At 53.6% G+C, this 11866-nt stretch carries 12 protein-coding genes; 7 read left to right on the top strand and 5 right to left on the bottom strand.

What is annotated here, in order from left to right; genetic code table 11:
• Nucleotides 1-180 precede the first annotated feature (180 nt).
• Nucleotides 181-1437: a peptidoglycan DD-metalloendopeptidase family protein gene (locus K0I31_RS12800; protein WP_258406650.1), complete on the top strand. Its 1257-nt coding sequence runs from the start codon at nt 181-183 to the stop codon at nt 1435-1437.
• Between the two features lie 74 nt (nt 1438-1511).
• Here K0I31_RS12800 and K0I31_RS12795 read toward each other — a convergent pair whose 3' ends face one another.
• From K0I31_RS12795 to K0I31_RS12785, 3 genes are all read right to left on the bottom strand, one after another.
• Entirely contained in the window at nt 1512-2018 is a 507-nt protein-coding gene (locus tag K0I31_RS12795; RefSeq protein ID WP_220078636.1) for a M48 metallopeptidase family protein, read from the bottom strand.
• Between the two features lie 75 nt (nt 2019-2093).
• A complete protein-coding gene (locus K0I31_RS12790; RefSeq protein WP_220078635.1) occupies nt 2094-2534 on the bottom strand; it encodes a DUF3010 family protein in 441 nt (146 codons plus the stop codon).
• Between the two features lie 294 nt (nt 2535-2828).
• A complete protein-coding gene (locus tag K0I31_RS12785; RefSeq protein WP_220078634.1) occupies nt 2829-4172 on the bottom strand; it encodes a DEAD/DEAH box helicase in 1344 nt (447 codons plus the stop codon).
• Between the two features lie 225 nt (nt 4173-4397).
• Between K0I31_RS12785 and rssA the strand changes: the two genes are divergently transcribed.
• The 6 genes from rssA to ribA all read left to right on the top strand — a co-directional run bounded on the left by rssA (nt 4398) and on the right by ribA (nt 10732).
• Nucleotides 4398-5345, top strand: a complete 948-nt coding sequence (gene rssA, locus K0I31_RS12780; protein WP_220078633.1) for a patatin-like phospholipase RssA — start codon at nt 4398-4400, stop codon at nt 5343-5345.
• A 206-nt stretch (nt 5346-5551) separates the two neighbouring features.
• Nucleotides 5552-6289, top strand: coding sequence for a hypothetical protein (locus K0I31_RS12775; RefSeq protein ID WP_258406493.1), 738 nt, complete (start codon nt 5552-5554; stop codon nt 6287-6289).
• Nucleotides 6290-6539: 250 nt separating this feature from the next.
• A complete protein-coding gene (gene nrdD, locus K0I31_RS12770) occupies nt 6540-8657 on the top strand; it encodes an anaerobic ribonucleoside-triphosphate reductase (protein WP_220078631.1) in 2118 nt (705 codons plus the stop codon).
• Nucleotides 8658-8891: 234 nt separating this feature from the next.
• Nucleotides 8892-9365 (top strand): anaerobic ribonucleoside-triphosphate reductase-activating protein, encoded by a 474-nt coding sequence (gene nrdG / locus K0I31_RS12765; protein WP_220078630.1) that lies wholly within the window; start codon nt 8892-8894, stop codon nt 9363-9365.
• A 158-nt stretch (nt 9366-9523) separates the two neighbouring features.
• Nucleotides 9524-9880 carry a YibL family ribosome-associated protein gene (locus K0I31_RS12760; protein ID WP_011866244.1) on the top strand — a complete coding sequence of 119 codons (357 nt, stop codon included), beginning with the start codon at nt 9524-9526 and terminating at the stop codon, nt 9878-9880.
• Between the two features lie 234 nt (nt 9881-10114).
• Nucleotides 10115-10732 (top strand): GTP cyclohydrolase II, encoded by a 618-nt coding sequence (gene ribA, locus K0I31_RS12755; RefSeq protein ID WP_220078629.1) that lies wholly within the window; start codon nt 10115-10117, stop codon nt 10730-10732.
• 126 nt (nt 10733-10858) lie between these two features.
• On the opposite strand, the gene K0I31_RS12750 is transcribed toward ribA, so the two are convergent.
• Both K0I31_RS12750 and K0I31_RS12745 read right to left on the bottom strand, forming a co-directional pair.
• A complete protein-coding gene (locus tag K0I31_RS12750; protein WP_220078628.1) occupies nt 10859-11335 on the bottom strand; it encodes a hypothetical protein in 477 nt (158 codons plus the stop codon).
• Between the two features lie 144 nt (nt 11336-11479).
• Nucleotides 11480-11830 carry a VF530 family protein gene (locus K0I31_RS12745; protein WP_220080844.1) on the bottom strand — a complete coding sequence of 117 codons (351 nt, stop codon included), beginning with the start codon at nt 11828-11830 and terminating at the stop codon, nt 11480-11482.
• Nucleotides 11831-11866 lie beyond the last annotated feature (36 nt).

Genomic DNA, 11866 nt, shown 5'->3' with positions numbered 1-11866 from the left:
GGTCGCCAAAAACCTCTGTTTATTCCATTAAATTGTGTTGTCGATCGGTTTGTAAATGCCGTTATTTTTGATATAACTTGGCATCGACCCCATGTTTTATGGGGTTTTGGGCTCTAATGATAAGCATAATAATGAAAGATGAGGCACAGGTTGCGCGCAGGTAAAATTTCTTTTTTGAGCATGTCTCAATCCCGTATCATGGCGTTACCCTCGCCCCACAAGAAGATCTTATTGGCGGCCGGGCTGGTCGTGGGCGCGGCGCTGCTCTGGCCAAGCCAGAAACAGGCCCTGCCACAACGCATTCCGGTGGCGCTGGATATTGAGTCTCTGGTGACTAACCTGCACCTGGGCGACGAAGCGGTCGAAACCCTGTCTCATGCCGATTTTGTTAAGACCATAGTATCCGGCGATACCCTCAGTGGCCTGTTTGTCGAGGCCAATGTGGATCAGCAGACCATGTACAAGGTGTTGGAGGCGGATCTGAATATCCTGGCCCTCGATACTCTCAAACCCGGCAACATCATACGTTTTTGGCTCGATGACTCGGGTCAGCTGGAGAAACTCGAACTCTACTTCAATGCGGCGCGTCAGGTGGTGTTTAGCCGTTACGAGGAGGGGGGATTCAGTGTCGATGAGATCAATATCGAGGGGATCTGGCAGGACAGGGCTTTAAGCGGTGAGATCCAGGGCTCTTTCTATCTGTCGGCTCAGCGTATCGGCCTGAATGCCGGCGAGATCCAGCGCATCGAGACCCTGCTGAAAGAGAAGTTGAATTTTGCCCGGGATCTGCGCGCGGGCGACCGATTCTCTGTGCTTAAGAGCGATCAATATATCGATGGTGAGGTGACGGGCAATAGCGATATTCTCGCCATCACCATAGAACGTGGCCGCAGCACGATCAACGCCTACCAAAATAGCGACGGCAACTTCTATGACGATCAGGGCCGCAGCCTGGCAAGGGCCTTCCAGCGTGTGCCGCTACAGAAGAACTACCGTGTCAGCTCACGCTTTAATCGCCATCGTCACCATCCGGTTACGGGTCGCACCGCGCCCCATAACGGCACAGATTTCGCCACGCCGATTGGCACTAAGGTGGTAGCCCCTGGCGATGGCATAGTCTCTTTGGTGACCGACCATAGATATGCGGGTAAATATGTGGTGATCGACCACGGCAACAAGTACCGTACCCGTTATCTGCATCTCTCTAAGGCCTTGGTGCACAAGGGACAGAGGGTGTCTCGAGGCCAGGTGATCGCCCTGTCGGGTAAGACGGGCCGTATCACAGGGCCACATCTGCACTATGAGTTTCATATCAATGGCCGCCCCGTGGATCCTATGAAGGCGGATATCCCTATGGCGAGCAAGCTGTCGAAGAAGCAGATGGGCGAGTTTGCTCAGCTGGTCAAGGTGCGCCAGATGATGATGGGCCAGAGCTAAAAAGCTAATTAATACCGATTGATTTAACTGCTTATCGAAGAGAAAAACGCCACATGATGTGGCGTTTTTTATGGTTAGGCTTTCTCTTGGGCCTCGAGATCCAGCATGGTGAGCCATAGCCGCAGGTCAAACTCCAGCTGATGGTAGTCGCCCTGCATATGGCAGCAGAGCTGATAGAAGGCCTTGTTGTGATCCTTCTCTTTAAGATGCGCCAGCTCATGTACCACCACCATACGCAACAGGGGCTCGGGCACCTCCTTGAGGCGCGCGGCGATGCGGATCTCATTCTTCGACTTGGTCTTGCCGCCGTGATTCTTGGCGACATAGCTGTGCAATCCCAGGGCCTGCTTCTTGAGGGTGATCTTATCGTCAAATATCACCTTACTCAGGGGCGAAGACTTCTTAAGATAGCGATTCTTCAGCGCCATGGTGTAGTCATACAGGGCCTTGTCGCTGCGGATCGTGTGACTATTTGGATAGCGGCGTTCGAGGACACTTCTCAGTCGATTAGTCTCGATCAGTTCGTTGACCTGGCTGATAAGCTCGGGCCGATAGCCTTGCAGATAGGGCAGTGATGACATAAGCGAAAGCCTAGTGGATGACGGCTGAGGTGAAGCGATTAGATAATGCCGGGCGGGATGCGCCCGGCAACAGGCTTAATCTTTCTTGGCGAAGATGCACTTGTTTTGGTAGCAGTAGGCGACCTCGAAGGCGCTCTTTTGGAAACGCTTGAGATCCAGTCCTTCGAAATCCACCATAGGTGGATTGCGCTTGAGCTGCTCCTTGATGTTGACCGGTGAGATCAGCTGCACAGGCAGGCCGCAAAGCTGAATCGCTGTTTCCATCTTGAAGCTGGTGGCGCTGCCCGCCAGTTTGCCTTTCTGCTCGCGCTCTATGATGGCGACCTGATCGACCTTGTAGTCTTGCATCAGCTTGCTGAAGGCGAAGTGGAACTCTTTGATCGACTCAGTGCTGGCCGAATTAGAGATGGTCAGTGAGCGAGAACGGCAATCTGGGATGTTAAAGGTCTCACCCTCATAGCTCAACAAACAGATGATGGCTTCGCCACCTTTTAACTCAACGCCACAAACTCTCATGATAACCCTAATATAAAAAAATCAATGGCGGCTATTGTAACCTTAATTGGCCCAATTGAGCACTAGTTGTTAGGTGAAAATCGCCGCTATCGTCTGCCGCTTGATTTAAAGTTGGTGGCATGTGCCATAGATAACCGCCCGACAGGATTGGCATCGGATGTTGCAGAACAGATAGAGAGCAGATAGACGACAGATAAAACGGGTAATAAAAAGCGGCCCTCAGTGAATACTAAGTGACCGCTAAGTGCCCGCTATGTGACCGCAAATCATAGGTTTTAGGCTCGGGGCCAGGCGTTAATCTTCAGGGGTATCCTGCAGTTTCGCCTTGGGCTTTCTAAGCATTGGCGCATCGCCTACATCTACGCCTGTGATGAAGCGCTTATCCCGCTGCTTCTTCGGCTTGTCGCTGCTGGCAGCCTTAGCCTTCTTGGTCTTAGGTTTCGCCTGCTGCTTACCCAGGCGCTTCTCCTGGCTCGGCTTGTCTTTTAGCCCCTTAAACTTAGGCGCCAACTCCTCCAGCTCGCTGAACTCAAAGCTTTTACGCAGGAAGTTTTGTACCTGCTTGAAGTTGACCCAGTCTTTCGGCCCGACCAGGGAGATAGCATCGCCCTTGGCGCCGGCGCGGCCGGTACGACCGATACGGTGAATATACTCTTCGGCAAACTTTGGCATGTCGAAGTTGATCACCAAGGATACGTTAAGTAGATCCAAGCCGCGGGAGGCGACGTCTGTGGTGACCAATATCTGCTGCTGACCGCGGCTGAACTGGTCCATGATCTGGTTACGCGCCGCCTGTTTCAGCTCGCCGCTGAGGGAGCTGGTGCTAAAGCCCTGTTCGGCCAGCACGCCAGCCAAGCGGTCGGTATCGCCACGGGTGGCGGTGAAGATGATCACCTGCTTGTGGGGCTCAAGCTGTAGCAGGCGGGTGAGCAGCTGCTCCTTGTGGCTCAGGTTGTCGCACAGGTAGATCTTCTGGGCGATATCCTGGTTCTCCACATGGGAGGCGCCTATGGCCACATGCTCCGGCTCCTTGAGTAGCTCGGCGGCAATCTCGTTGATCTGGCCGTGATCTAAGGTTGCCGAGAACATCAGGGTCTGGCGACGCTTGTGATCGGCGGCCTGGTTGATGGCCCTGAGCTGTTCGGCGAAGCCAAGGTCCAGCATGCGGTCGGCCTCATCCAGGATAAGCAGCTCTAGTCCGTTGAGGAACAGGTGACGTTGGGCCAAGTGATCTGCCAGACGGCCCGGGGTTGCCACCACGAAATGAGGGTCTCTGGCCAGGGCCTTGGCCTGATCGTTAAAGTTCTCCCCGCCGAGGATCTTGATCGCCTTGTATTGGGTGTTGGCGACCAGTAGGCGCAGCTGACTGTAGACCTGGGTGGCCAGCTCTCGGGTCGGTAGCAGGATCAATACCCTGGGATCGCGCTTGCTTAGCGCCTTGGTGGCGATGACGCGCTGCATTGCTGGCAACAGGAAGGCCAGGGTCTTGCCCGAGCCCGTCTTAGACGATGCCATAAGATCTCTTCCCGATAAGCCTACGGGTATCGATTGCGTTTGGATCTCGGTCGGCGTGTCGATGCCCATGTGTTCAAGGCTGGTCAGTAGACGTTTATCGAGTGAAAAATCTGAAAATTGCAATGCTGTGCTCCGAAATATAGATAGGGGCGCATTATACATCGCCGTGAGCGATTCAGCCATGACTTGCGCGCTGGCTCGTCGCCAGTCAATGCTAAGGCTCAGCGCGTAGATTAATTTTTACCGCTATGGGCTGTGCGGCGTCATGGTTTGGCTTATGATGAAAACTAAAGACAATAAGACGCAGCTGCTCAAGCGGCTCGCGTCCCGGGGAGAGAAACAGAGAAGATGGCGAATATCGGCATTGCACTGGGCAGTGGTGCGGCGAAGGGATGGGCCCACATAGGGGTGCTAAACGAGCTGGCGAACATGGGAGTCTTCCCCAACAAGGTGGCCGGCTGTTCTATCGGCGCCGTGGTGGGCGCCGCCTATGCGCAAGATAACCTTAACGATCTAGAGGCTTGGGTGACCAGCTTTTCCAGCTGGGATGTGTTGGGCCTGATGGATCTGAGCTGGCGCAAGGGGGGGCTGATTGGCGGTGAGAAGGTGTTCGACGTGATGCAGCAGCATATCGGCAACCTGGATATCGAGCAGATGCAGATGCCCTTTGCCGCGGTGGCGACCGATCTTTATACCGGCCAGGAGATCTGGTTTAAGCAGGGTAGCCTGCGTCATGCGGTGCGTGCCTCCTGTTCTATGCCGGGGATCTTGCCGCCGGCGCGAGTCGGCGAGCGCTGGCTGGTGGATGGCGCCGTGGTTAACCCGGTTCCCGTATCGGTGAGCCGTGCCATGGGGGTTGACCTGGTGATTGCCGTGGATCTTAACGCTCACAGGAAGACACGCCATCAGCAGCTGCCCGTGGCCATCTCTTCCGATATGAAGGCGAGCCAAGCAGAGCAGGTGAAAGCCGAGAAGGAGCTGGAGAGCGGCTTCATGGATCTCCTGGCCCGGGGACGGGATTATGTCAGCGGCTTGACCGATAAGTTTTCCCTTGGCAATCGCAGTGAGCCAGGCATGTTGGCTGTGATGTCCCAGTCGATGGATATCCTGGAGCAGCGCCACAAGCGGGTGCGCCTGATGGGAGATCCGCCGGATATCCTGATCACCCCTAATGTGATGGAGATTGGTACCATGGAGTTCCACCGCGCGGGCGAGGCGATCGAGGCGGGGCAAGAGGCGGTGAGGCAGGTGGCTCATATCATCCGCGCCCGTATCGATGAGCTGGAGCGTCACTGATAGCCTGAGTAATAGTCTAAGTAATAGTCTTTAGGCGTGAGTGCATAGTTGTTAGCCCTTAGGCGTCAGTCCTTATAAACAGGAGTTGTTTAAATAAACGGCTAACATTCCTTAAGGCTTGTCTCTTTAGGAGCTGTGGCTAGGAGCTTTGGCCTGGTTTTTGCTGCTTGCAGGAATAGTTCTCTGCAGTAGTCGAAAAATTGACAATGAATTCAATCAGCCAGGCCATTAATGGTTCACAAGCCAATCTGATCGCTAACAGTTATGGCCTAGAAACACACGGCCAAGAAGCACATGGCCCTGATACACATGGAAATGGCGCACGCGATGTCGACGGCTCATCGGCCAGTGACAAGGTGACCCTGTCAAATCAAAGATCCAAGGTGCAAACGACAGGACCAGATATCCCCCAAGAGGCGGTATTTCTCTCGCCAAGGGCGGAGCGGGCGCAGAAGATAGAGGCGATGGCCAAAGACTTCTTTTCCAAAGGGCAATTTGGCATCGGCGATATTCCCAAGTTAATTCAGCGTCTGTATCAGGACGGCATCTTGTCGGAAAATCAGCTTAATCGCCTGAGCCAGGCGGGCTTTGAGATCCCAAGGGGTGATGGCTCGCAGCCGTCGCTGCTCGACTTTATCGCCAGCCAGCGCGAGCAGCTCAAGGAGAGTAAACCTGATAGCGTGATGATTGCCATGCTCGATGACGCCGAGTCTGTGCTCAAGCAGATGGACAGCCTCGACAGTCAGGGACTGAGCCAGAAGGCGGCGCGGGTATCGGCCCAGCTGTCGGTGTTTGTACAGGGCGATAACGGTCTGACGAGCAGAGACAAGGAGATGTGGCAGGGGCTTAAATCCACCATGCAATTGGCCGCCGCATCGGGAAGTTCGCAACAGGCTTCCGGGCAAATACAGCGTTATCTGGCACTATCTAAACGAATTACGTAATTTATTCACAGCTTGTCCCATTTTTATCCCGCATCTAGCTCCCTTTGCCGACTGGGTCAAGGCAAGTTTTAACGATAAGTGGCCCAGTTGGCAGTAATCTTGTGTCACAAAATTCCATCCGCAAATTAATGATCTGGATCAAGGTACTTGAGCCTAACTTGTAGCTTAATGCGCTACATATTGTGTTCATCGTCTATATTAACACTATATATGGTGTTAATTTGGCCGTTACTTGAGGAGATATTGAACAATGCCAGTGGTTATTAAGCGGGATGGTTACCGCACGCCTTTTGACGAAACAAGGATTCGAGATGCAGTGGTTGCTGCAGCAAGTTCGGCAGGTATTGATGATGTTGCCTATGCCACCGAGGTGGCCCTACAAGTACGCCAGTCGGTGGCCGAACTCGAGCAGGTGGATATTCACGACCTGCAAGATGCGGTCGAAAACCAGTTGATGGAAGGCCCCTATAAGCAACTCGCCAGGGTCTATATCGAGTATCGCCACGACAGGGATATCCATCGAGAGTTGAGCAGCCGTCTCAACCGCGAGATCCGTGGCTTGGTCGAGCAGAGTAACGCGGCGCTGCTGAACGAGAACGCCAACAAAGATTCCAAGGTGATCCCGACCCAGCGTGATCTGCTGGCGGGCATTGTGGCCAAACACTATGCCACACGCCATATTCTGCCTAAGGATGTGGTGGCGGCCCATGAGTCGGGTGAGATCCATTATCACGATCTCGACTATGCGCCTTTCTTCCCCATGTTTAACTGTATGTTGATCGATCTGGCCGACATGTTGACCCATGGTTTCAAGATGGGCAACGCCGAGATCGAGACCCCTAAGTCTATCTCGACTGCGACTGCGGTTACGGCGCAGATCATCGCTCAGGTGGCCAGCCATATCTATGGCGGCACCACTATCAACCGTATCGACGAGGTGCTCGCGCCTTTCGTCGCCAAGAGCTATGACAAACACTATCAGGTCGCGCTGACCTGGGGGATCACAGATGCCAAGGCTTTTGCCACGGCGCAGACAGAGAAAGAGTGTCACGACGCCTTCCAGTCGCTGGAGTATGAGGTCAACACTCTGCATACCGCCAACGGCCAGACGCCTTTCGTCACCTTCGGCTTCGGCCTGGGTACCTCCTGGGAGTCGCGCCTCATTCAGTCATCCATGATGAAGGTGCGCATGACGGGCCTGGGTAAGAACCGTAAGACGGCGGTCTTCCCTAAGTTGGTCTTCGCCATTCGCGATGGCATCAACCACAAGGCGGGTGACTGCAACTATGATATTAAGCAGATGGCGCTCAAGTGTGCGTCGATGCGCATGTACCCCGATATCCTCAACTATGAGCAGGTGGAAAAGGTCACTGGCTCCTTTAAGACGCCTATGGGGTGTCGCAGCTTCCTCGGCACCTACGAGGAGGAGGGCGAGCTGGTGCACGAAGGGCGTAATAACCTTGGCGTGGTCAGCCTGAACCTGCCGCGAATCGCAATCGAGGCTAAGGGCGACGAGACCCGCTTCTATCAGCTGCTTGATGAACGTCTGGCCGTGGCCCGCCGCGCCCTGGACACGCGCATCGAGCGTCTACAAGGCGTGAAGGCGAGGGTGGCACCAATTCTTTATATGGAAGGCGCCTGTGGCGTGCGTCTGCGCGCGGATGATGAGATCAGCGGCATCTTTAAGAATGGCCGCGCTTCTATCTCCCTGGGTTATATCGGCCTGCATGAGACCATCAATGCCCTCTACGGCAATGAGACCCATGTGTATGACAGCGAGGCCCTGCGCGCCAAGGCGCTTGCCATTATCGAGCACCTCAAGGCGGCGACCGTGCGTTGGCGCGAGGAGTCGGGCTATGGCTTCAGCCTCTACAGCACACCGAGCGAGAACCTGTGTAGCCGCTTCTGCAAGCTAGATACCGAGGCCTTTGGGGTGATCGACGGCGTAACGGATCGCGGCTACTACACCAACAGCTTCCACCTGGATGTGGAGAAGAAGGTGAATCCCTACGATAAGTTGGATTTCGAGCAGCCTTATCCGGCGCTCACCAGTGGCGGCTTCATCTGCTACGGTGAATACCCTAACATGCAGCACAATATCGAGGCGCTGGAAGATGTGTGGGACTATAGTTACAGCCGGGTGCCTTACTATGGTACCAACACGCCGATTGACGAGTGCTACGACTGTGGCTTCACCGGCGAGTTCAGCTGTACCAGCAAGGGCTTTACCTGTCCTAAGTGTGGCAACCATGAGCCGAGCCGGGTGTCTGTAACCCGCAGAGTGTGTGGCTACCTGGGCAGCCCGGATGCCAGACCCTTCAACTATGGTAAGCAGGAAGAAGTTAAACGCCGGGTAAAGCACCTCTAGTGAGCAGAGCCAGGCAGCACTAAGTTTCGGCTGCTGGCACAGTGAAGTAGAAAGTAAAAGAGAAAGTAAAAAAGAAAGTAAAAAAGAAAGTAAAAAAGAAAGTAAAAAAGAAAGTAAAAAAGAAAGTGAAATAGAAGAGATAGCAAGCTGCCTCAAGGCTCTTGCTATCTTTGTATGAGGGACACTAGCTACTCTTTTTATGAGGTGATCTCGCTAGCTAGGCATGAGGGGCACATGAACTATCATCAATATTTTCCCATCGACGTGGTCAATGGACCCGGCACCAGGGCGACCCTGTTTGTCTCGGGCTGCGAGCATCAGTGCCGGGGCTGCTACAACCAATCGACCTGGAATCCTGACTCGGGCCATCTGTTCGACGAGGCTATGCTTGAGCAAGTGATTAAGGATCTCAATGATACCCGTATTGTGCGCCGCGGCCTGTCGCTCTCTGGCGGCGACCCGCTGCATCCGGGCAACCTCGATGTCATCTTGGCCTTAGTTAAACGGGTGAGGCAGGAGTGCCGGGGCAAGGATATCTGGCTGTGGACCGGCTATAGACTCGATGAACTCAGCCCGGCCCAACAAGCGGTTATCGCCCATGTGGACGTGCTGGTGGATGGCAAATTTGAGCAGTCGCTTGCCGATCCCAGCCTGGTGTTTCGCGGCAGCAGCAATCAGGTTATTCACTATCTCACCGAAAAGCGCTGATTTTAGCGGCAGATAGAGTTACGGCTCGGATGCTGCTGGTGCCGGATGACTTGTTCGTACCTTCCCCATTAGTGGTATAATGTTCGCCAAACTGGCAAATGCTGCCTATTTTTATCTGAGTGGCATTTGTATATTCGCGAGATTTTTAAGGCAAGTTAATGAATTTAAAGCAAGAGTTACAGCAGTTAAACGATCGTCTCGACAAGTATCGTCGTAAATTAGATGCGGCAGAGAAGCGTGGCGATCAGGCGGTGATTTTGCAATTTAAGCAAGAGATCAATGCGGTAACTAAGCAAATTACCCATGTTAAACAGCAGCAGAGCCGTCAGTTGAACAAACGCGGCACAGAGGTGAGCGAACTTGCCTTTAGTCGTGCGCTGACCAAGGCCGAGCAGGCGGATATGGGTAAGCTCAAGCGTTCGGTGAAGGGCTTGATCGTTGTGCATCCCATGACGGCCCTTGGGCGCCAGATGGGACTGACTCAGGTGACTGGATACGCGCCTAAGGCCTTCTAGGCCATAGAGGATTTTGATGGCGGCGTGAGCGACTTCAAAGCCTTGCCGCCACTCAGGGCGTATCCTTATAAGCCAAAGCGGTTGCGGTGAAGCAATAACCGATTTCGTTACTCGGGTATTTCACTGTTAGGCAAAAACACATAGAATGCTCGGTCTGAGAAAGGGGAGAGTCTCTCCTCCTGGTTTTCATTTTTCGTTCGCTTCTCAGACAGAGCGAGTTGTAAAGGTTATTTCATGTCGATTAAGTATGTCGCCACCTCAAAGCTTCCCACCCCTTGGGGAGTGTTTGCCATGCATGGTTTCGAAGATACAGAGACGGGCAAAGAACATGTGGCGCTCACCTTTGGCGAGTTAGATGCGAGCCAGCCCATTCTGGGCAGAATCCACTCCGAGTGTCTGACCGGCGATGCCCTGTTCAGTCTGCGCTGCGATTGTGGTTTTCAGCTACAAACCGCGATGCAAAATATCGCCGAGGCGGGTCAGGGATTTATTCTCTATCTGCGTCAGGAAGGCCGTGGTATAGGCCTGCTCAATAAGATCCGTGCCTACGAGCTGCAGGATCAAGGCGCCAATACGGTGGAAGCCAACGAGCGTCTGGGCTTTGCCGCCGATATGCGCAAATATGACATGATCAAGCCCATGCTTGAGAAAATTGGTGTGCAGCAGGTGAAGCTGATGACCAATAATCCCCGCAAGGTGAAGGCGATGAAGGAACTTGGCATCGCGGTTATCGAGCGTGTGCCACTGCAGGTAGGTAAGAATCGTTATAACGAGGCCTATCTGAAGACCAAGTCGACCGAGCTGGGTCACATGATGTCTGAATATCACTTCACCGAAGATCATCAAGACTAACTTTACCTGTGCCGTGGCTAAGTTCACGGTATAGGCTTTGGGATAACTCCTACATATGAGTTAGCACCGTGGTGACCTAAATGTGTCGCCACGGCCTATATGCTGGCAACTCTTCCACTATAGATACTATTCTCTTGGCTGAACCTGCTTCTCTTTGGCTTTTAGCAGAGCCATCAGCTGGTTGGTGGTGATAGCTATCTGATCTTGTATCTGCTTGCGCTCCAGCTCCGCCGCCTCAGAATCGTCCCCCTGCAGGGCCTGAAGCTCCAGCTGTAGCTCTTCGAGTTTCTGTTTTAATTCTTTGATCTTCTTGTCGATATCAGACAGATTCTCATCTTCCTCTGTCTCCTCAGCCTTGCGCGCCTTGTCTGTCTTGGCAGCTTCGCTGTTGTGCAGCGCCTTGCCGGTTGCATCGGCAAGGGCCTTCTTGCCGGCCTCAGACAGGCTGACTCTGTCACTGCTGGACTGAGTTTGTTCACTCTGGTTTCGGTTGCTTGGGTTTTGAGCCGCCTCGGGCGCATTGGGATCGCGCACATCGAGAGAGCTTAGGCTCTGTGGGCCCAGGCTTTGGGCGCCGAAGGCGTTTATACCCTGAACATTCATCTGCTTAACCTTCCTTGTTACTTCATTAGTTAGATGGAATTAAAAGTATGCCTGACGTTAGTATCGGCAGGCAGGGCAGAAGCTTAAGCGGATTTTAATGTGATTAATCTGATGAAGCTCGATTTTCTGGTGAAATCACCTGGCTTAGTCGTCAGATTTGCCCCAAATATGTTGATTGACGCCGCTGTTGCCTGAGCTTTCTGCCTCATCGCCAGCAGTGGGTTTAGGCTTGGGCGCATCTATAGGACGACCGGCATCGCCGCGTAGATGCGCCGGGATAGGCTTGCCAATCATCTTGAGGTAGAGGCGCTCCACCTTTTCCCTGGCCCACTGGGTCTTACGCAGGAACTTGAGACTGGATTTGATGGATGGGTCGTGGTTAAAGCAGCGTATGTCGATGCGTCTGCCAAGCTCTTCCCAGCCGTAGTGGTCGACGAGGTCTGTGAGTAGGGCTTCGAGTTTGATGCCGTGTAGTGGGTTATTCGCCTGAGTCATGGTGATAGCTGAGTAAAAAATTTGGCCCATTATATC

It is taken from the genome of Shewanella spartinae (assembly GCF_019457555.1).
Lineage (GTDB): Bacteria > Pseudomonadota > Gammaproteobacteria > Enterobacterales > Shewanellaceae > Shewanella > Shewanella loihica.
Note: the sequence above shows the minus strand (reverse complement) of the source record. Positions and strands in the feature narration are given on the sequence as shown.